We start from the raw sequence: 20560 nt of genomic DNA on the forward strand, positions 1-20560 counted from the left end.
CGGACCGCAGCCCTGGCCGCTCGCTGCGCCCTGCCCGACGCGCGGTGCGCTGGCCGGCTCAGAGGATCACATGCGGCAGAAACCGCGCATACTCATCCGTGACCGGCCCCGCCGACTCGCGGATGCCCAGCCCCGCCGACTCGTCCTCGACGACCCACGCGCCGAGCACCACCCGATTGCCGTCGAAGTCCGGCAGCGGCGCCAACTCCTGGTAGCAGCAGGGGTCTTCGGGCCCGCGCAGCACCGGTTCCGCGCCCGGTTCGTGCAGCGTGACCCCGGCGCCCTCCCGGCCCAACAGCGGCTTGGCGACGTAACCCTTCGTACGCGCCAGCTCGCGCGGCCCGTCCAGATAGGCCGGCAGCAGATTCGGATGGCCGGGGAACAGCTCCCAAAGGACCGCCAGCAGCGCCTTGTTGGAGAGCAGCATCTTCCAGGCAGGCTCGATCCAGAGGGTGGAGCCGGTGCCGCCGCCGTTGTCGAGTGTGTCCAGGACGTGCGGGCCGAACTCGTCGGTGGCCAGCCACTCCCACGGGTAGAGCTTGAAGCAGCCGCGGATGAACCGCAGCCGCTGGTCGACGAAGCGGCCCGAGAGCCGGTCCCAACCGATGTCCTCCACGGAGATCGCGACCGTCTCCAGACCCGCCTGCTGCGCCGTCTCCTCCAGGTAGGCGACGGTCATCAGGTCCTCGCCGAGCTCATCGCCCGCCGAGTGCGCGAAGTGCAGCGGTGCGCCCGGCGGCAGCAGCGGCGCCTGCCGCTTCCAGGCCGCCACCAGCCGCTCGTGCAGCGAGTTCCACTGGTCGGCGCCGGGAAAGCGCTCCTCCATCCAGAACCACTGCGGACTCGCGGCCTCCACCAGCGAGGTCGGCGTATCCGCGTTGTACTCCAGCATCTTGGCCGGCCCGGTGCCGTCGTAATGCAGGTCGAACCGCCCGTACAGGGAGGGGAGTTCGTCGCGTCGACGCCAGGACTCGGCGACCAGCCCGGCCAGCCGCGGGTCGTCGATCCCGAGGTCGGCGAAGCGGTCCCGCTCCACGATGTGGGCGGCCGCGGCCAGGCACATCCCGTGCAGCTCCTCGACGACGTCCTCCAGCGCCTCGACCTCGGGCAGCGAGAACTCGTAGTACGCGCTCTCGTCCCAGTACGGGCGCAGGGAGTCGTCGGGATAGCGGGTGAGCGGGTAGATCAGCCCCTGCTCCTCGACGGTCTGCTGCCAGCCCGGCCGGGGCGTGATGGTGTGCCGCTTCATCGGAACCGGCCCTCACCCTCCGCCGGAGCCCGAGCAGCCGAAGCCGCCGCGGTTGACGGCCGTGCTCTTGCTGAACGTGCCGCTGTCGGCGTACTTGCCGCTGGTGCTGTCCGGGCCGTAGTACCACTGCCCGTCGACGGACTTCCGCTGTTTGCCGTACCCGCCGGTGCTGCTGCCCCCGCTGGACGTACCGCCGGAACTGCTGGAACTGCTGCCGCCCGCCGAGCAGTTCTTGCTGTCGACGACGCGATAGCCCTTGAGGGTGTCGTAACTGTTGCGGTCCACGCAGCGCTTGTCCGGCTCGGAACCGCAGGACGTGAGAGCGGCGGCCAGCGCGCCCATCCCGCCCAGGATCACCGTGCTCGACCGCAGCCGGCGACGTGCTTTCTCAGCCATCTCTTGCCTTCCCCCGTGGACATGGCAATGAACAAATAAACATCTGCTGGAGTGCGGATCAGCCTAGATGACCGCTCGGCGCCGCCCGCCCACAGGCCCGCCGGTTTTCCGACTCCGCCCCCTACAGTCGTTTCGTGATCCTTGGCATGATCTGCGCACTCGGCTCGGCGGTGTGCTTCGGCACCGCCTCCGTCCTACAGGCCGTCGCGGCCCGCGCCACCACCCCGGGCAAGGGTTCCGGCCTCGACCCGCGCCTCCTCCTGCAGGTCCTGAAGCAATGGCGCTATCTGCTCGGCCTGACCCTGGACGCCCTGGGCTTCCTCCTTGAACTCGTAGCCCTCCGCTCCCTCCCCCTCTACGCGGTCGGGGCGGCGCTGGCGGCCAGCCTCGCGGTGACGGCGGTGGTCGCGGCGCGGGTGCTGCACGTCCGGCTCAGCCGCGCCGAGTGGCTCGCGGTGGCGGTGGTCTGCGGCGGCCTCGCAATGATCGGGCTCGCCTCCGGCGCGGAGGGACACCGTACGGGCTCGTCCGCCCTGCGCATCGGCATACTGGCCGCCGCGCTCGCCGTCCTCGCGTGTGGAGCGCTGGCCGGCCGACTCCCGGGCCGCGCCCGCGCCGCGACCCTCGGCCTCGGCGCGGGCCTCGGCTTCGGCGTTGTGGAGGTCTCCGTCCGCCTCATCGACGTTTTCTCCGTCTCCTCCGTCTCTTCCATCTCCTCCCTCTCAGCTCTCCTCACCAACCCCGCCGTCTACGCCCTGCTCCTGGGCGGCGGTGCCGCCTTTCTCCTGCTGACCTCGGCCTTCCAGCGCGGCTCGGTCACCGCCGCCACGGCGGGCATGGTGATCGGCGAGTCCATCGGCCCGGCACTGGTCGGCGTCGCCTGGCTCGGCGACCGCACCCGCCCGGGCCTGGCGCCGCTGGCTGCCGCGGGCTTCGCGCTGGCGGTGGCGGGCGCACTGGTCCTGGCCCGCTTTGGGGAGGTGCCGGGGGAGGGGGGTGGGGAGGGGCATCCAACGGAGGGGCGGGGGTTGGACGCGGTGGAGGAACCGTGAGGGGAGGCCGTAGGGGGTCCTGAGGAGAGGACTACGCCCCAGGAATCACTCGGCCTATGAGCTGGCCCGTCCGTGGCGAATTGCCGGATTTGGCGTCATCACAGGTGACTCATAGGGCCCTTGGGGAACCGTTCGCCCAGCTGAAATAGTCTGATCATCTGGCAAGGGTTTTCCGGGGGGAATGTTTCGCATGGGTGTTGTGCTGCCGGGCTGGGCGGATGAGCTGCTCGACCTGATCGGTGTCTCGTGGCCGAACGTGGACGAGGACGACTACCGCGAAATGGCCAATGCCATGCGGGAGTTCGCCGACGACATCGACGAGGGCGCGAACGAGGCCCACACCGCGATCCAGGGCCTGGTCGGTACGGCCGGCGGCTCACTGGCCATTGAGGCACTCAACGCCCACTGGGCGAAGATCAACGGCACGCACCTCAAGGGCCTCGCCGACTGCGGCCGTATGGCGGCGACCGCGATGGACGGCGTCGCGATCCTCATCGAAGGCGCCAAGATCGCCGCAGTGGTCCAGCTGGGCATCCTCGCCGCGGAGGTCATCGCCGCCCAGGCCGCAGCCCCCTTCACCCTCGGGCTCTCCGAGGTCGGCGCGCTGGCCGCGACGCAGGCAACCCGCATGATCGTCAAACGCCTCTTCAAGGAGGTCTGCCAGCAGGTCGCCGAACAGGTCATCAGCATCGCCCTCACCCCCGTCGAGGAAGCCCTCGCCTCGATGGTCGGCGACCTCGTCGTCCAACTCGGCGCCAACGCCCTCGGCGTCAAAGACGGCGTCGACCTCGGCCAGACCGCCAAAGCCGGCAAAGACGGCTTCAACCAAGGCGTCACGGACGCCAAGGACGCCGCCAAATCCGCCGCCGACAACCCCATGGAACTCCTCAGCGCCGGCGGCCGCCGAGGCGGCGGAGGCAGCAGCAGCTCCGGCGGCGGTAGCGGATTCAGTTTCGACAAGGACGAGCACGACAAGGTCGTCACCAGCCTGGAGAGCGCCGGCGGCACCTTCCGCAACAAGGCCGGCGGCAAGATCGGCCGAGCCAAGAGCCACCACGGCCGCACCCGCGGCAAGGACTTCATCGCCGACGCCGCCAACACGATGCTCGACAAGGTCATCGACGGCATCGAGAACGCCGTCAAGAAGACCGCCAAACACCTCGACGACAACATGACCCGCGGCGTCAAGCAGATGGCCAAGAACCATCACGAGAACGACAAGGGCCTCGCCGACCACTTCAAGGGTCTTGGGAAGGACGGCAAGGGCGATCCCAAGAGGCCGGGCGGAGGCGGATCAGTCCCGGGCGGCAGCGACGGCGGCAAGTCGCCGAACTCGAAGGGTCCCCATTCCAAGGGACCTTCGAAGAGTGAGGCGGCCAAGCAAGCGGACGCCGACGATCCTCACGACAAGACCCGCAAGGACGAGAAAAAGTGCACGAACGGCACTGACCCGGTCGATCTGGCCACCGGCAAGGTGTTCTTGGTCCAGAACGACATCGCACTGCCTGGCGCCCTGCCGCTGGTCTTCACTCGTAGATACGAGTCGTCGACCCGTATCGGGCGACACATCGGCCCGTCCTGGTCCTCCACCGTCGACCAGCGCCTAGAAATCGACGCCGAAGAAATCGTCTTCGTCACCGAGACCGGGATGCTGCTGCGCTACCCGATCCCGCAGACCGGCCAGATGGTCCTACCAAAGAATGGCCCGCGCTGGCCCCTGACGCGCACCGACCAGGACGACTGGGCCGTCCACGACCCAGAGACGGGTCAAACCCGCTACTTCAGCAACGCCCTGCACGCCCCAGGCCTGGCCCTGCCCGATGAGTTCACGGACCGTAACGGGCACCGGATCACCTTCGACTACGCGGACGAGACCGGCACCCCGTACGCGATCCGCCACAGCGCCGGCTACGAACTGAAACTGACCTGCGACGAGCACGGCCGCCTCACCGCCCTGCACCTGGCCGGCGCAGCCGACGACGGTTCGGACCAGCTGATCCGCTCCTACGGGCACGACGATGACGGCAATCTCACCAGCGTCACCAACTCCGAGGGCGCGGTGACCCGGTTCGAGTACGACACCGACCACCGGATGACTGCCTGGGTTGACTCCAACCATTCCCGCTACGAGTACGCCTACGACGACCGTCACCGCTGTACGGCCCAGTCTGGCGCCGAGGGGCACCTGGCGAACCGGTTCACCTATGGCGAAGTCGATCCCGAAACCGGGCACCGCACCAACACCCACACCAACGGGGAAGGTTTCTCAACCCGGTACCTCATCAACGGCCTTCTCCAGGTCATCGCGGTCGCCGACCCCCTCGGCAACACCACCCGCACCATCTACGATGCGCACGACCGTCCCCTGCGGATCACCGATCCCCGCGGCAACACCACACACCTCACTTACGACGGGGACGGGCACCTGATCTCCGCCGTCCGCCCGGACGGCTCCGCCAGCACTGCCAGCTATACCGACCTGGGCCTCCCAGCGCAGGTCTCCGGCCCGGACGGCCGGACCGTCCGCCAGGAGTACGACGCCAAGGGCAACCGGATCGCCGTCACCGACCCCACCGGCCAAACCACTCGCTTCACCCACGACGAATACGGCCACCTCACCTCGGTCACCGACCCACTGGGCCACACCACCCGCATCGAGTGCGATACGGCGGGACTGCCCCTCACGGTCACCGACCCTCTTGGCGCCGTCACGCATTTCCGCCGGGACCTCTTCGGCCGTGCCACCACCGTCACCGACCCTCTCGGCAACGCCACCCACTACCAGTGGACCCCCGAAGGGCTCCTCAAGTCCCGGGTGAACCCGGATGCCACCGAGGAATCCTGGGCCTTCGACGGCGAGGGCAACTGCATCTCCCACACCGACCCCTTGGGCCAGGTCACGACGTTCGAGTACGGCCACTTCGACCAGCTGAAGGCGCGCACCGACCCAGACGGCGCGCGCCACGAGTTCGTCCACGACACCGAACTCAAGCTCATGAAGGTGACGAATCCCCAGGGACTGACCTGGCGGTATGAGTACGATGCGGCCGGCCGTCTGATCTCCGAGACGGACTTCGACAACCGCACCCAGACGTACACGCACGACGCGGCGGGCCGACTGACCTCACGCACCACAGCACTTGGCCACACGATCCGATTCACCCACGACGCGCTGGGCCGCAGAGCCACCAAGGACGTTGACGGCGAAGTCACCAATTTCATCTACGACGCCGCCGGGCATCTGGCTCAAATAGCCGGTCCGGACAGCCAACTCACCTACAGTCGCGATGAGTTGGGCAGGGCCGTTGCTGAGACGGTGAACGGCCGCACCACCACATTCTCCTACGACGCACTCGGCCGCCGCATATCCCGCACCACCCCCGGGGGCGCGGTGAGCCAATGGACTTACGACGCGGCCGGGCGGAGTACCAGTCTTGACGCCTCTGGCCGCACCCTATCCTTCACACACGACGCGGCTGGCCAGGAACTCTCCCGCAGCCTCGGCGGCATCACCTTCGCCCACGCCTTCGACGCACTCGGCCGCGTCACTGAGCAGCACGTCAGCTCGGCCGCAGAAACCATCCAGCACCGCGCATACACCTACCGCGCCGACGGCTACCTCACGGGCATAGATGATCACCTCAACGGGGTTCGCCGCTTCGAGCTCGACACCGCCGGCCGGGTCACCACCGTCTCTGCCCACAACTGGACCGAGACCTACGCCTACGACGCGGCTGGAAACCAGACCCACGCCACCTGGCCCGACCGCCACCCCACCCCCGAAGCCCGAGGCGAGCGCACCTACACCGGCACCCGCATCGACCGCGCCGGCGGCATCCGCTACGAATACGACGCAGCTGGCCGCACCACCCTGCGCCAGAAAACCCGCCTGTCCCGTAAGCCAGACACCTGGCACTACACCTGGGACGCCGAAGACCGCCTGATCGCCTGCATCACCCCCGACGGCACGACGTGGCGCTACACCTACGACTCCCGCGGCCGCCGCACTGCTAAGCAACGCCTCACCCCGGACGGCCAAAGCATCGCTGAACAGGTGGTCTTCACCTGGGACGGCACCACCCTTTGTGAACAGACCACGTTCGTCCACGGCGACTCTTCGCAAGCGACGATCACCTGGGACCACCAGGGCCTTACGCCCCTGACCCAGCGCGAACGCCGCACCACAGCCCACGCCCCGCAACACGAGATCGATCAGCGCTTCTTCGCCATCGTCACCGACCTCGTCGGCACCCCTACCGAACTCCTCGACGAACAAGGCGCCATCGCCGCCCGCACCCGCACCACCCTGTGGGGCACCACTACCTGGAATGCAGGCGCCGCCGCCTACACCCCCCTTCGCTTCCCCGGTCAATACTTCGACCCTGAAACCGGGCTTCACTACAATTTCCATCGCTACTACGATCCGGAAACCGCCCGATACGCCACCCCCGATCCGCTCGGCCTCGCCCCTGCTCCCAATCCAGCGACCTACGTCCACAATCCGAAAATCTGGAGCGACCCGCTCGGCCTCGCCCCCGAATGCACAGTTACGGTATATCGGAAGCAGGATACTTCAATTCCGGAAACCATGCGTCTCACAGTCGACGAAAACGGAGACGTCTCACTTTCCGGGAGTGGCGCCCTCTACCTCAACATGACGGGCGACATCTCCCATACCGAAGCATTCAAGGGAAACCAGATCATCGCATTCGATGTCCCCAAGTCCTTCGTCGACGAAATCGACCGTGATTCCCTGCCTCAACGTAAACCCAGCTGGTGGGAAGGTAGCGCCCGAGACTGGAACCGAGCGCTCAAGGTTGCCCCTGATAAGTCTGACGGCCCAGGACTGTTCGGCCTTCCGGATAACACCAAACACGGAAAGAACTACTTCGACGCTCTCATGAACGCAGCCATACCGGGTTCCGGTAGAGTGATCGATGCCAGTTAACGTGAAGGGGAACTCATGAGCCGCTACGACCTGACGAATGAACTATCACGTTTGGGAGCACGCACGACGCAGGAACCAATCAACCTGCTGGGACTTCTGATCGTGACCCCTGCATCCAACTCTGCAGAATACACAGCACGCTTGCGGAGCCTCCTTTCCGAAGCCGTCGAAATCTCCCGTCAAGCAGATTTCGACGAGGAAAACGTCGTACCTGATTCCCTCCCATCCTGGTTTTTGGCTCTCACCAATGGGCATCCGGAAGGCGTCGATGACGATCCCGTCGGCAGTGAAGGGAAAAACCGGTATCTCGCAGCGCGGGACAATCGCCCATGGGAGGCTGTGGAGTGGATCTACACCTTCGACCCAGAACTGCGTTCCTGGTCTTGGTGGGACGCCACCGTCAGCGATCAGGGAAATATCGGAATCTGGGTCGACACCAAGGGGGAGCCGCGCGTTCCCATGGAAGAGCTGTGGTGGGCTATGTACTTGGCAGGCGCGCGAAACGTCGAGCCCATGACATTGGAGTACGCCGAAGTCTGGCGTCAGCAGGTGAGCCTCTCAGTGGAGACTTAGACCGTGCCACACGTGGTGGGGTAAGCGTTGAGCAGAACACGTCTAATGAGGCCGTGCTCGCGGCCATCGCCTATGTGTTGGTGAGTGGCTGCGCCTGCCCTGCTTTGCCACCCTGCTCAGAGATATCGAGGTCCACCACCCGCAGACGAGCGAAAAGGGAGCAGTAAGGCATGCCGAGCGACCTGCTCCAAGGAATCTTGGACAAGATCTCTGCCGCTGGCTTCAGATTTCATGAACTGGTGGGCGAAGTAAGGAGCCAAGAGAAGCGACTCTTGGAAGCATGGGGCGTGATTAACGGAGAGGACCCGTCGGATTGCAGGGATGCAGTTCAACATTTCCCGCAGGCGTAAATTAAGGTGGGATTTATCGCTTACGTAGATCACCAGCACATCAAAGAGTGGTTAAGGGAGCACGATGGCGAAATCTTGAGCGTGCAATACTCAGACATCTTGAATGAGCATCTGAATTCACTCCCTTGGGGTTCGAGCAAGATCCGATGGGGGATGATCCACCATGTCAAGTTGAAAATTCCGCAATCCCCCGACGCCGAGTTCATTCAGGAGTGCCTAGAGACTCCAATGGGCTCACATTCGCATGCGTTGATCATGTACAACGGGTCCGAGAAATCCATCCTGTGCCGCTCAGAGGATGCTCTTCGCGATATCGACCTGCTGTATCTTCGGGCCCCCGGGCCGAGGTACTTTTGCGGTGTCGACATGACCGGCAACAGAATTGCGGTGTGCGCGAGAGATTTTGCAGAATATGACATTACTGGGCTCACATTTCGCGCTTCAGGAGACTGAAGTCATCCCTCCCCCCGGTGGCTGCGGTCGGCGCTGATGGCGCTGGTCGAGCCGGATGTACGGCGTGACCCGACTGTCGTGCCTGCGGTGGACGGTGAAATGAAGCAACAGCCGCTCCGGCCGTCCTCATCGTTGACCGAGGACTTAGGAACAGCGATGGCAACCCCGTAGTTATCATCCGAGGGCCCCAAATGATTCACGGCTACCACATGAGGGAATACGACATCCTCCAATACACGACTGGCGACAATCCGAATTGGAGTAGTCCGACACCGTGACGGAAAACGTACGTCCTGGTTACGAGTCATTCAACTACGACAAGAGCGAACGACTCATCTATCCGAAACCCGTTCCTGCCGGTCTGCGCGACATGCATCCGGCGATCCTGGCATCTGACTGGCCCGTCAGAGTCGCAACCCGGAGGTCGACGACTTCGGCGCTCGACCTCTTGTGCAGATGGCATTCACTGCGCGGGCTTGCCTTTGTCAACGCCCTGTCGCTGTCTACCATCTCCGCAGAAATGCGTCGGGACATGGACGTCCACCCAGGTGTCACAGCAACCACTGGATCCGATTTTCGCGAACGACTCGACCGGCTGGAGCGTGAAGCTAGGAATATCCCTGACGAGCTCCTGGAGGACATTGCCCGCAGCTGCACTCCGCTGCTCGCAAATAGCCCTCATTCCGCGTTCATTGTCGCTACCGGACTGACCAAAGATTCCCTTCCATCAACGAATGACGCAATTTTCCGCTCCGCAGCCCTGAGTGGGTCATGGGAAGGCGCCCCGGTGCTCCGCCCGGGTCTCGCCCTGGCATGGGCCGTGAACGAATTCACCAGGAAATGGGTATCTTGGGCAGAGCCTGGCAATCTGAACGACCGTTCAAACAGCCTAGGCATCGGCAGCCATCCCGCCGCAGATCGACCTCAGCTCGAAGACGCGCCTGAGTGGCTGACCTCTCTTCTCTCCTTGAAAGGTTGAATAAGGGGACCGGCCCTGCGATAAGGCCGTGGAAAACCCCTTAGGCGTCGCGGTGTACGGCCCCTTAGGGTGACGGAACAGGAGACGTTGCATCGTTCGAAGGGTCGCTTATGACCGCAGGCACTCAAGGCAGTGAAGGCAGCCCGGAGTTCGCCGCACTGCCCTCTGGTATGACGCTGCGCCATCCGGCCGGATCCGACCACCCGCGACTCCAAGCGGCCCTGGCCGACTGGTGGGGCGGCCAGGGCGGCGCGGCCGGGGCACTCCAACGCCAGCTCCTCGTACCCCGGTTGTTCCTCCAGCACTTCGCCGAGACGAGCTATCTCGTCGAGCGCGCCGACGGAACCCTCCACGCCTTCCTCATCGGGTTCCTGTCCCAGACGGACCCGAAGGCCGCGTATATCCACTTCGTCGGCGTGTGCCCCGAAGGCCAGCGCGGTGGCCTGGGACGCACTCTCTACCACCGCTTCTTCCACACCGTCCGCGCCCTCGGCCGCACCCAGGTCCGCTGCATCACCAGCCCCACAAACCTCAACTCCATTGCGTACCACACCCGTATGGGCTTCCGGATGGAGCCGGGCGACCAGGTGGAGGGCGGCGTGCCGGTGCAACGCGATTACGACGGGCCGGGGTTGGACCGGGTGTCGTTCGTGCGGGAGCTGTGACGGGACGTCAGTTGAAGGGCTTCAGTAGAAGACCGACGGAAGGTACGCCCCGGCAGGCTCGTTGTAGAGCCCGATGGTCATCAGGCTCATCAGCTCCGACACCTTGAGGCCGTTCCGCAGAGCCCATTGGAGCAGGGCGCTGTCGCGTGCGGGGACGAGGATGCCGGGGCCGCCGAAGGCCGGAGCCGAGGCGATCAGCGCCCTGATGTCCTCGGTGGTGTCGCCGACCGCGTGTGCGAAGAAGGACAGGTCCGTGGCGTAGCCGGTGATCCGGTCGTCGTGCACCGTTACGCGTGCCGTGCCCGTCTTGAGGGCGTCGGCGAGCTCCCCGCCGCGGTCGATCCCGTGCACCCTCCGGCACACCTCGTTGCAGGCCGCCAGGTCCGCATCCGTCGCCGGTCGCACCTCGTACCCGGACACCGTCTCGCCGATCGGCGGTCCCTGAAGGCAGGCCATGGTTTCGCGGAACTCGAACCCGAGGCCGGCGTAGAGCGCGAACGACCGGGAGTGGTAGCCGCTTTGCAGCAGCCGGATGCCGGGTGCGTGCCGTTCGTCCGCCCGCTGCATGACGTCCAGCATCAGGCGACGTCCGATGCCGCCGTTCTGGGCGCCGGGGGCCACGGTGACCGGCCCGACGCCGACGACGGGCGACCGTTCGTCGAGGAAGTTGCTGCCCATGATCTCGCCGTCGCGCTCGGCGACGACGCTGTAGATGCCGGGGTGGTTCAGCATCATCTCGACCATTCCCGTGGCCGCGTCCGGGCCAGGGACGGAGGAGGGGAATCCGTGCTCGCGGGCGATTCCGGCGAAGGCCTCGAAGCAGATCCTGCCGCAGTCCGCCGCATCGTCCGCCCGTCCTGGGCGCAGTACGAGATCCACGATCGCCGCTCCCTCCTGGCCGGACGTCCGCCGAGGGCTCTCCTTCCATGAAACGCGCGGGACGCCCCCGGGGCAATCCGGCCGACCGCGCGGGCGCGGCCCGACGGTTACGCGGCACGGGCGGCGCCTCCGGCCCTGCACAAGCCCGGTTACGCGCCGTCAGTCAGGGTCGTCAGCCAGTGTCGTCCGGTTGCGCCGGGATGCTCGCGCCCCGGGCTTCAGCGACCCTCAGTGTGTCTGTGAGGCACTCGATCAGTCTGATCGCCGCGAAACGCACCTCGTCGGGCGCGGCGGCCCTCGTGCCGCCTAGCAGTTCGCGTGCGAGCCGGACGACTGTCTGTGCCGCGTCGAGCTGCCCCTGCTCCACCTCATCTGCCAGCCGGGACAGCAGGGAATGACTGTCGTCCGCCGAGAGGAACGCGGGTTTGCCCTCCGGGCCGTCCCACGGAAGGCGACGAAGGCCGGTCACCAGCCCGCTCCTTCCGCAGTGAGGACGTACGGACGGACCGTTGCCGTCGCGTCCCCGTCGAAGATCTGGATCACCGGCTGTGTCGTCCGTACGAGCCTGCGGACGGGGGCAGCCTCGGGCCAAGTCGGCAGAGGTGCTGTCGGCGGGGTGTCGGCACGGTGCTTCCCGTGCGCGGGGAAGAGCAGCCTTGCCACTAACTCGAATAGCATTCGCATGTCGGTCGCTCCTTACAGCGATCGGCGTTGGCCCCGGGAACCGATAGCGCGGTTCCCGGGGCCTTTCCATGACACAGCCACCATAGGCCACTACATACCGCTGTAGGTAGCCCCATGTCGCCACCTGCGGATGCTGGGGGTAGTGCACGGCCGTATGTTCGGGCTATGGAAATCGGCTACGTCTACATGCGAGTTGCTGACGCCGTGGAAGCGGAGATCAAGTCGGGTCAGCTGCCGAAGGGTGCACGCCTGCCGAATGAGCGGGACATGGGCAGTCAGTACGGGGTTGCCCCCGGAACCGCTCGCCGCGCCGTGGCGGAGCTGAGGGAGCGGGGCCTTGTGGTCACGCTGCCCAACAAGGGGACGTTCGTTCTCTGAAGCCGGTCAGCGCGGGTCGGGCTCAGCCGGCGGCAACGCCCGCAGCAACGCATCCAGCACGCTCGCGAACGAGTGCTCCGGTGGCGTCCCGTACGCCACCACCAGCGCATCGCGCGGTACCGCCGTCCCCGCCGGGTCCGTGAACATGGTCAGGCCCTGGACGGCCAGGCCCTGCCAGCGGGCGGCCTGGACGATGGACTGTTCGGTGCCGGGCGGGAGTTCGAGGATGGCGTGCAGGCCGGCCGCGATGCCGGAGATGCGGACGTGCGGGGCGTGTTCGGACAGGGCCGCCACCAGTTGGTCGCGGCGGCGCCGGTAGCGCAGGCGCATACCGCGCAGATGGCGGTCGTACGCGCCGGAGGACAGGAACTCGGCGAGGGTGAGCTGGTCCAGCGAGCCGGACTGCCATTCGCCGGTGCGTTTGACGGCGAGGACACGGTCGACGAGGCGGTCCGGGAGGACCATCCAGGCCAGGCGTAGCGCGGGAGCGAGGCTCTTGCTGGCGGTGCCCATGTAGACGACGTGGTCGGGGTCCAGGCCCTGGAGGGCGCCGACCGGCTGACGGTCGTAGCGGAGCTCGCCGTCGTAGTCGTCCTCCAGGATGAAACCCCCGGTGGCGCGCGCCCAGTTGACGGCGGCGGCGCGCCGGTCGGGGTGCAGCGGGACGCCGGTCGGGAACTGGTGGGCGGGGGTGAGCAGGGCCGCGCGTACGTCGTCGAGGGCGGTCAACTCCCCCGTGTCGGCGCCGTGTTCGTCGACCGGGAGGGGGACGGTGCGGAGGCCGGCGCGGGTGATGACGTTGCGGTGGAAGTCGAGGCCGTACGACTCGACGGCCAGCTGGCCGTCGCCCTGGCGCCAGACCTCACCGGGGCGGCGGGGGTTCCGGGAACCGTGCGCGGTGCGTCCCCGGCCCGCTCCCTGCCATCCCGTCGGGCCGCCGTCTTCCCCGCGCAGCGCCCGGCTGAGCAGCCCCAGTCCCTGCATGAACCCAGCGCAGACGACGATGCGGTCCGGGTCGGCGCGTACGCCACGGGCGCGGGCGAGGTAGTCGGCGAGGACGGTGCGCAGTTCGGGGCGGCCCGCGGGAGTGCCGTAGCCGAACGCCTCGTTGGGGGCGGCGGTCAGCGCGCGGCGGGCGGCAGCCAGCCAGGCGGTGCGCGGGAAGGAGGAGACGTCGGGGGTGCCGGGGGTGAGGTCGAAGCGCGGCCGGTCGGGGCGGCGGGCCCGGTCGGGGGCGCGCCGGGCCGACGGAGTGGCTCGCGGCAACGTCCGCTCCGCGACGTGGGTGCCGGAGCCCTGGCGGGCGCTCAGCCAGCCCTCCGCGACCAGCTCGGCGTATGCGTCGGCGACGGTGTTACGGGCGATGCCGAGGTCGGCGGCGAGCGAGCGGGAGGACGGCAGACGGGTGCCGGGAGCCAGCCGCCCGGTCCGTACGGCCTCGCGCAGCGCGTGCATCAGGGCGGCCCGCAGACCGCCCGGGCCGGTGAGGTCCAGGTGCAGATCACGCCCGAAAGTGGCCCAGGAATTGTCCATGGAAGTGGACCATACAGCTGTGCCACTGGCGCCGTAGCGTCGTAGCCATGACGACGGAGACACCAAATACGGCAGCGAATGCGGCAGCGAATGCGGCCGCAGGCACGGCAACAGGTACGGCAGCAGGTGCGGCACATGGTCCGCGGATGCACTGGGCGAAGCTCGCGCCCGAGGTTTTCAAGGCCATGATCGCACTGGAGGTGGCGGCGAAGCGAGGGCTCGACCCGACGCTGGTCGAGCTGGTCAAGATCCGTGCGTCGCAGGTCAACCACTGCGCGTTCTGTATCGATATGCATATCAAGGACGCGCGGAAGGCGGGTGAGACGGAGGAGCGGGTCTATCTCCTCAACGCCTGGGAGGAAGCGACCGGCTTCTACACGGAGAAGGAGCAGGCCGCCCTCGCCCTCACCGAGGCGATCACCGTCCTGACGGATGGCTTTGTTCCCGACGACGTGTACGAGCGCGCCGCCGCCCACTTCGAAGAAGCCGAACTGGCCCAGTTGATCGCCCTGATCACCACCATCAACGCCTGGAACCGCTTCGGTGTGAGCACCCGCATGGCTCCGGGGCAGGACTGACCGATGACCCATCGTATGAAGTTCTGGGGCCAGCAGCGCACGTTCTATGAGGCCCAGCTCCGGCTGACGTTGGCCGCCAAGAAGGGCCTGGGCGACCCGGTCCTGAGCGAGCTGGTCGTGCTGCGCGCCTCGCAGCTCAACCGGTGCGCGTTCTGCATCGATATGCACGTCAACAATCTGCACGAGGCGGGCGTGGCGCAGCAGCGGATCGATCTGCTGCCGGCCTGGGAGGAGGCGGGCGCCCTCTACTCAGAGCGTGAGCAGGCGGCCCTCGCCCTCACCGAAGCCGTCACCCTCCTCACCGAAGGGTCCGTCCCCGACGCGGTCTACGAACGCGCCGCCGCCCACTTCGACGAACGCGAACTGGCCCACCTCATAGCGGTGATCGTCGCGATCAACAATTGGAACCGGGTCAATGTCACCGTCCGCCAGCCTCCGGGGCAGTTGCTGTGACCCCGGCCGAGGCGCTGCGCGCCCTGCACCACGGCCCGGAACTGCCGCTGGTCCTGCCGGGCCCCTGGGACGCGGCCAGTGCGAAGGTGTTCGCGGACGCGGGGTTTCCGGCGCTGGCCACCCCCAGCGCGGGCGTGGCCGCGTCGCTCGGTTACGAGGACGGGCAGACGCCGCCCGATGAGATGTTCGCGGCCGTCGCGCGGATCGTGCGGGCCGTGGATGTGCCCGTCACGGCGGATGTGGAGGCCGGATACGGGCTGTCCGCAAAGGAGTTGGTGGGGCGGCTCGCGGACGCCGGGGCGGTGGGCTGCAACCTGGAGGACTCCGACCATGCGTCCGGCGCCCTCCGGGATGCGCAGGAGCAGGCGGACTGGCTGGCGCGGGTACGGGCCGAGGCGGGCGACGCGCTGGTGATCAACGCCCGGATCGATACGTTCCTGCGGGGTGTCGAGGGCGTGAAGGGCGTCGAGGGCGTGGAGAGCGTGGAGGAGGCGGTGCGTCGCGGTCGGCTGTACGCCGAGGCGGGCGCCGACTGCGTCTATCCGATCCTCGCCCCGCCTCCGCTGCTGGCCGAACTGGCCGCCGGTATCGGCCTCCCGGTCAACGCCGTGGTGACGTCGGGCGGCCCCTCACCGCGTGAGCTGGGCGCCCTGGGTGCGTCCCGGGTCACCTTCGGGCCGGGGTTGCAGCGTCAAGCGATGACGGCGGTCGCGGGACTGGCGGAGCGCATACGGGACGGGCTGCGCGCGGAGGGGTGACGGGCGGGCCGGAGATGAGCGAGGTGGAGGGGCGGAGACGAGCAAGTCGGGGGCCGGAGCGGGCCGGGGGCGCGCAGGGGACGCCCCGGATCCGCAACCGGTCGCCCCTCGCCCCCGTCCCCGGTTCCCGGTTCCCTCACCGCTCGTCCGTCCCCGGCACCTTCCCCGTGCTGATCGCGATCCGGTTCCAGGTGTTGATCATGAAGATCAGGGCCAGCAGCCGGGCCAGCTCCGGCTCGTCGAAGTGCCGGGCGGCCCGCTGGTACACCGCGTCCGGGACGCCGCCGTGCGACACCAGCGTCACGGCCTCGGTGAGCGCCAGCGCCGCCCGCTCCTTCGCGCTGAAGAAGTGCGCCGCCTCCTCCCAGACGGCGACCATGTGCAGCCGCTCCTCGCTCTCGCCCGCCTTGCGGGCATCGGTGGTGTGCATGTGCAGGCAGTACGCGCACTTGTTGAGCTGGGAGGAGCGGATCTGGACCAGTTCGACCAGGGCGGGGTCGAGTCCCTCGCGGGCGGCGGCGTCGAACCCTATGAGGGCCTTGAAAGCCTTGGGGGCGGCCTTGGCGAAGTTCACCCGGGGGCTGCGGACCGCTGCGTCGTTGCTGTGCGTTTCGTTCGTCATGCCTTGAATCTATGAGCACAGGCGACCGGCTGTAGGGTGCATTTCCATGCCAGAATCATGGGTCAATCAGGCCAACCAGATCGATCAGGTCCATCTCGCGGAGAGCCTGGGCGCCGATCTGCATCTGGACCTGACCGGCCCCGGCAGCCGCCGCGCCGTCCTCATCCGGGCGCTGCGGGACGCCGTACGGAGCGGCCGGCTGGCCCCCGGCACCCGTCTGCCGGCCTACCGCTCGCTCGCCGCCGACCTCGGCATCGCGCGCAACACCGTCGCCGACGCGTACGCGGAGCTGGTCGCCGAGGGCTGGCTCAGCGCGCGCCAAGGCTCCGGCACCCTGGTCGCCTACCGTGCCGAGCCGCTCGCGCCCGCCCGCGCGCCCGCCCGCCGCGCCCCGGCGAGTCGCCCCGCGTACAGCCTGCTCCAGGGCCAGCCGGACGCCACATCCTTCCCGCGCACCGCCTGGCTCGCCGCCGCCCGTCGTGCGCTGTCCGCCGCCCCGAACGATGCCTTCGGCCCCGGCGACCCGCGCGGCCGCCCCGAGCTGCGCCAGGCCCTCGCCGACTACCTGGCCCGCACGCGTGGCGTACGCACCGACCCCGAACGCATCGTCGTCTGCTCGGGCTTCGCCCATGCGCTGCGGCTGCTGTTCCCCGCCGTACTGCCGGGCCCACTCGCCGTCGAGTCGTACGGCCTCCCCTTCCACCGCTCCCTCCTGGCCACGGCGGGCATCCGGAGCCACCCGGTCAGGGTGGACGAACTGGGCGCGGATTCACGTGAGTTGGCTTCCCTCAGCGGCGTACGGGCGGCGCTCCTCACCCCCGCCCACCAGTTCCCCACCGGCGTCCCCCTGCACCCCGACCGCCGCGCTCAGACCATCAACTGGGCGCGATCCACGGGGAGTTATGTTCTAGAGGACGATTACGACGGCGAGTTCCGCTACGACCGCAAACCGGTCGGCGCCCTCCAGGGCCTGGACCCGGAACACGTCATCCACCTGGGCTCGGTCAGCAAGAGCCTGTCCCCCGCCCTCCGCCTGGGCTGGATGGTGCTGCCCGACCGCCTGGTGGACGCCGTACTGGAGGCGAAGGGCGAACGGGAGGCGTGGGCGGGCGTCACGGACCAGCTGACCCTGGCGGACTTCATCGCCTCCGGCTCGTACGACCGGCACATCCGCCGTATGCGCCAGCGTTACCGCCGACGCCGCGACCAGCTCGTCGAAGCGGTCGCCGGGCACGCCCCCCACCTCCACGTCACCGGCATCGCCGCCGGCCTGCACGCGGTGCTCCAACTCCCGGACGGCGCCACCCGGTCCGACGAAAGCGCCGCCCTGCGCGCCGCCCGCTGGCAGGGCCTGGCCCTGGACACGCTCTCCGAGTACCGCCATCCGGACGCCACCATGCCGCCCCGACACGGCCTGGTCATCGGCTATGCGACGCCGCCCGAGCACACGTACCCCGGCGCCCTGGAAGCCTTGTGCCGGGCGCTGCCGCTGGGGGCGTAGGAACGCCGAACGGGCGGCCCCGCAAGGGACCGCCCCTCCGCACGAGGGTGCCGGCCTACTGCCCCGCGAACTTCCGGCTGATCCCGTTGAACACGCGCTCCGCCTCCGGCCCCAGGTGCGGCCCCGCCAGCCAGGTGTGCGCATTCGAGCTGATCGACGAGTTGGACACCAGCGTCAGCTTGCCACCGCGGTTGACGAACCAGCCGCCGCCCGACGTACCGCCGGTCATCGTGCAGCCGATGCGGTGCATGGCGGGCGTGCCCTGCTGCATCGTGAGGCGGCCGGGGCGGGCGGGGCAGTTCATCATCCGGGCGCCGTCGTACGGCGGCGCCGCGGGGTACCCGAAGGCGTCCAGCGAGCTGATGCCGTCGGCGGACGGGGCGTTGAACCAGACCTGGGCGGCGGCCCCCACCGTCTCCTGGAGCGACTTGCCACTGCCGTTCTCCGGCTTCACATGCAGCACCGCGAAGTCGTACGCGGAGCCGCCGTTGCCGGTCTCCTCGCTGCCCATGTTGAGCCACTCACCGGAGGTGGTGATCCAGTCGGCCCAGAACCGGCCGTACGGCGTGACCTGCTGCGCCGGTGTCTGCCCGACCTGGCTCATCGGCACACCGTTGTCGTTGTACGACGGCACGAAGACGATGTTCCGCATCCAGCCGCCCTGCTTGCCGGAGTGCACACAGTGGCCCGCCGTCCACACCAGGCTGGACTTGCCCGGGTGCGCCGGGTCCTCGACGACCGTGCCGGAGCAGACCCGCGGGCCGTCCGGGCTGTCGAAGAAGATCTTCCCGACCGGCGCCATGTGCCGGTGGTACGGCCGGGCGACCTGCTCGGCGGTGACCGGGCGCGGCTCCGGGTCGGTGGCGTCGTACTCGCTGCCGAAGCCGGTGGCCTTCACGCTGACGTCGGGGGCGGCCTTGGCCTTCGCCAGCCGGTCCGACTTCCAGTGGTCCTCGATGATCGGGTTGGCGAAGTCCTGCGCCTTGCGGGCCCAGTTGTCCCAGTCCTGCCAGCCGCCGTCCTTCCACTTCTTCAGGTCGTCGATGCTGGTCGGTACGCCCTTCGGAAGCTTGAGCCCCCCGGCGCCCCCGCCCTTCTCTTCGGCGACGGAACTGTCCGGCGCCGCCGAGGCGTTGTCGTCGCTGGGACCGCAGGCGGTGGCGGTGACCGCGAGCAGGGCGGCGACCGCGGCGGCCGCAGCGGTGGAACGGCGTATGAATGGCATGGAGCGGAGTCCCCCAGGTGCGTGCCCGTTAGGTGTCATGCCCCCCGTCGGGGGCGCGTCCTACTATGCCGTCACAGCACGCCTGGTGGACGGCCAGGGCGCAGCGGGAGTGCAGAGTGCGCCTTGAGAACGCGCCCGGGGCGCGGGTCCGTATCCCCCAACGGACCCGCGCCCCGGGCGCGGTTCACCAAAAAGCCGCTGACTCGTCAAAGCCGCTGGCTCGTCAAAGCCGCTGGCTCGTCAAAGCCGCTGACTCGTCAAAAACCGGCGGCTACTTCTTCGGCAGCCACGCCTGCCACGTCGACTTGTTGTCGGCGATCCACTTCTTCGCGGCTTCCTCGCCGGACATCTTGTCCTTGGCGATGTACTTGGCGACCTCGTTCTGCTGCTCGGTCGTCCACTTGAAGTTCTTCAGGAACTTGGCAGCGTCGCCGCCGTCCTTGGCGAAGTCGGCGTTGAAGTACTTCTGGAGCGGAGTGTTGGCGTAGCCGCACTCCGTCTTCTCCTTGGGCTCGTTGCAGCCCTCCTTGAACTCGGGGAACTTCACCTCCACGAGGTCAACGTCGTTGTTCAGCCACTGCGGCTCCCAGAAGTACGTGACGAAGGGCTGCTTGTTCTTGTACTTCTGCTGGATCTCCTTGATCTGGGCGGCCTCGTTGCCGGTCTCCTTGATCTTGAAGTCCAGCTTGAGGTTCTTGATGAGGTACTCGTCGTACGTGGTGTACGACGGGGCCGCACCGAGGAACTCGCCCTTGTCGCCGGACTCGGAGGTCTTGAATTCCTTGGCCAGCTTGTTCAGGCCCTCGACGGTCTTCGCCTCGGGGTGGGCGTCGGCGTAGTACTTCGGGATGAACCAGCCGATGTGGCCGGTGACGCCCAGGTCGCCGCCCTTGACGACGCTCTTCTTCTGGTCCAGGTACAGCTTCTGCTTCTCCGGCTGGCCGTCCCAGTCCTCCAGGATGGCGTCGGCCTTGCCGTTGTTCAGGGCGTCCCAGCCGATGGGCTCGTCCATGGTCTTGAGCTCGACCTTCTTGACGCCCACCTCCTCCTCCAGGAGGGCCTTGACGACCTCGGCGTTGGCCTGCGCGCCGACCCAGGACGGGACGGCGATGGTGACCTTGTCGGAGCCGCCCGCGGAGCCGCCGGTCTTGGCGGCGCCGCAGCCGGTGAGGGCCAGGAGGCCGAGGGTGCCGACGCCCGCAGCGACGACAGCACCGATCCGCTTGTTTCTGAGCTTGGTGCGCTTCATCTCGTTCAAGTCCCTTACTTGGCAGGTGGGTTGAG

General features: G+C 67.8%; 19 protein-coding genes. 10 read left to right on the forward strand and 9 right to left on the reverse strand.

Going from position 1 to position 20560, the window contains the following annotated elements:
- Positions 1–58: 58 nt before the first annotated feature.
- Together AB0I10_RS08775 and AB0I10_RS08780 are read right to left on the reverse strand one after the other, a co-directional pair.
- Positions 59–1249 (reverse strand): glutathionylspermidine synthase family protein, encoded by a 1191-nt coding sequence (locus AB0I10_RS08775; protein ID WP_363151630.1) that lies wholly within the window; start codon positions 1247–1249, stop codon positions 59–61.
- 12 nt (positions 1250–1261) lie between these two features.
- The gene (locus tag AB0I10_RS08780; protein WP_363151631.1) at positions 1262–1645 is read right to left on the reverse strand and encodes a hypothetical protein; all 384 of its coding nucleotides are present in this window, start codon (positions 1643–1645) and stop codon (positions 1262–1264) included.
- A 146-nt stretch (positions 1646–1791) separates the two neighbouring features.
- Here AB0I10_RS08780 and AB0I10_RS08785 point away from each other — a divergent pair, with 146 nt between their 5' ends.
- From AB0I10_RS08785 to AB0I10_RS08805, 5 genes are all read left to right on the forward strand, one after another.
- Positions 1792–2697 (forward strand): hypothetical protein, encoded by a 906-nt coding sequence (locus AB0I10_RS08785; RefSeq protein WP_363151761.1) that lies wholly within the window; start codon positions 1792–1794, stop codon positions 2695–2697.
- A 190-nt stretch (positions 2698–2887) separates the two neighbouring features.
- Entirely contained in the window at positions 2888–7645 is a 4758-nt protein-coding gene (locus AB0I10_RS08790; RefSeq protein ID WP_363151632.1) for a DUF6531 domain-containing protein, read from the forward strand.
- A 15-nt stretch (positions 7646–7660) separates the two neighbouring features.
- Positions 7661–8218 (forward strand): hypothetical protein, encoded by a 558-nt coding sequence (locus AB0I10_RS08795; protein WP_363151772.1) that lies wholly within the window; start codon positions 7661–7663, stop codon positions 8216–8218.
- A gap of 1077 nt (positions 8219–9295) precedes the next feature.
- Entirely contained in the window at positions 9296–10000 is a 705-nt protein-coding gene (locus tag AB0I10_RS08800) for a hypothetical protein (protein WP_363151633.1), read from the forward strand.
- Positions 10001–10110: 110 nt separating this feature from the next.
- On the forward strand, positions 10111–10665 hold the full coding sequence (locus AB0I10_RS08805; protein ID WP_363151634.1) for a GNAT family N-acetyltransferase: 555 nt from the start codon (positions 10111–10113) through the stop codon (positions 10663–10665).
- A gap of 21 nt (positions 10666–10686) precedes the next feature.
- Here AB0I10_RS08805 and AB0I10_RS08810 read toward each other — a convergent pair whose 3' ends face one another.
- The 3 genes from AB0I10_RS08810 to AB0I10_RS08820 all read right to left on the reverse strand — a co-directional run bounded on the left by AB0I10_RS08810 (position 10687) and on the right by AB0I10_RS08820 (position 12228).
- Positions 10687–11544 carry a GNAT family N-acetyltransferase gene (locus AB0I10_RS08810; RefSeq protein ID WP_363151635.1) on the reverse strand — a complete coding sequence of 286 codons (858 nt, stop codon included), beginning with the start codon at positions 11542–11544 and terminating at the stop codon, positions 10687–10689.
- Positions 11545–11716: 172 nt separating this feature from the next.
- Complete coding sequence (locus AB0I10_RS08815) at positions 11717–12013, reverse strand: hypothetical protein (RefSeq protein ID WP_363151636.1); 297 nt, start codon at positions 12011–12013, stop codon at positions 11717–11719.
- Positions 12010–12228, reverse strand: coding sequence for a hypothetical protein (locus AB0I10_RS08820; RefSeq protein ID WP_363151637.1), 219 nt, complete (start codon positions 12226–12228; stop codon positions 12010–12012). The genes AB0I10_RS08815 and AB0I10_RS08820 overlap by 4 nt, the downstream gene beginning before the upstream one ends.
- Before the next feature lie 165 nt (positions 12229–12393).
- On the opposite strand from AB0I10_RS08820, the gene AB0I10_RS08825 reads away from it, so the two are divergent.
- Complete coding sequence (locus tag AB0I10_RS08825) at positions 12394–12606, forward strand: winged helix-turn-helix domain-containing protein (protein ID WP_363151638.1); 213 nt, start codon at positions 12394–12396, stop codon at positions 12604–12606.
- Between the two features lie 6 nt (positions 12607–12612).
- Here the strand turns inward: AB0I10_RS08825 and AB0I10_RS08830 are convergent, their stop codons facing one another.
- Positions 12613–14139 (reverse strand): PLP-dependent aminotransferase family protein, encoded by a 1527-nt coding sequence (locus AB0I10_RS08830; protein ID WP_363151639.1) that lies wholly within the window; start codon positions 14137–14139, stop codon positions 12613–12615.
- A 146-nt stretch (positions 14140–14285) separates the two neighbouring features.
- Between AB0I10_RS08830 and AB0I10_RS08835 the strand changes: the two genes are divergently transcribed.
- Genes AB0I10_RS08835 through AB0I10_RS08845 form a run of 3 tightly spaced genes read left to right on the forward strand, consistent with a single transcriptional unit; the run spans position 14286 to position 15928 of the window.
- The gene (locus tag AB0I10_RS08835; protein WP_363151640.1) at positions 14286–14717 is read left to right on the forward strand and encodes a carboxymuconolactone decarboxylase family protein; all 432 of its coding nucleotides are present in this window, start codon (positions 14286–14288) and stop codon (positions 14715–14717) included.
- Positions 14718–14720: 3 nt separating this feature from the next.
- The gene (locus AB0I10_RS08840; protein WP_363151641.1) at positions 14721–15170 is read left to right on the forward strand and encodes a carboxymuconolactone decarboxylase family protein; all 450 of its coding nucleotides are present in this window, start codon (positions 14721–14723) and stop codon (positions 15168–15170) included.
- Complete coding sequence (locus AB0I10_RS08845) at positions 15167–15928, forward strand: isocitrate lyase/phosphoenolpyruvate mutase family protein (RefSeq protein WP_363151642.1); 762 nt, start codon at positions 15167–15169, stop codon at positions 15926–15928. Before AB0I10_RS08840 ends, AB0I10_RS08845 begins: the two co-directional genes overlap by 4 nt.
- Before the next feature lie 136 nt (positions 15929–16064).
- Here AB0I10_RS08845 and AB0I10_RS08850 read toward each other — a convergent pair whose 3' ends face one another.
- The gene (locus AB0I10_RS08850; protein WP_363151643.1) at positions 16065–16550 is read right to left on the reverse strand and encodes a carboxymuconolactone decarboxylase family protein; all 486 of its coding nucleotides are present in this window, start codon (positions 16548–16550) and stop codon (positions 16065–16067) included.
- Between the two features lie 46 nt (positions 16551–16596).
- Between AB0I10_RS08850 and AB0I10_RS08855 the strand changes: the two genes are divergently transcribed.
- A complete protein-coding gene (locus tag AB0I10_RS08855) occupies positions 16597–18051 on the forward strand; it encodes a PLP-dependent aminotransferase family protein (protein WP_363151644.1) in 1455 nt (484 codons plus the stop codon).
- A gap of 55 nt (positions 18052–18106) precedes the next feature.
- Here AB0I10_RS08855 and AB0I10_RS08860 read toward each other — a convergent pair whose 3' ends face one another.
- Positions 18107–19276, reverse strand: a complete 1170-nt coding sequence (locus AB0I10_RS08860) for a hypothetical protein (RefSeq protein ID WP_363151645.1) — start codon at positions 19274–19276, stop codon at positions 18107–18109.
- A 271-nt stretch (positions 19277–19547) separates the two neighbouring features.
- Complete coding sequence (locus AB0I10_RS08865) at positions 19548–20525, reverse strand: ABC transporter substrate-binding protein (RefSeq protein ID WP_363151646.1); 978 nt, start codon at positions 20523–20525, stop codon at positions 19548–19550.
- Positions 20526–20560 lie beyond the last annotated feature (35 nt).

The sequence above is a fragment of the Streptomyces sp. NPDC050636 genome, from assembly GCF_040654775.1.
Taxonomy (GTDB): domain Bacteria; phylum Actinomycetota; class Actinomycetes; order Streptomycetales; family Streptomycetaceae; genus Streptomyces.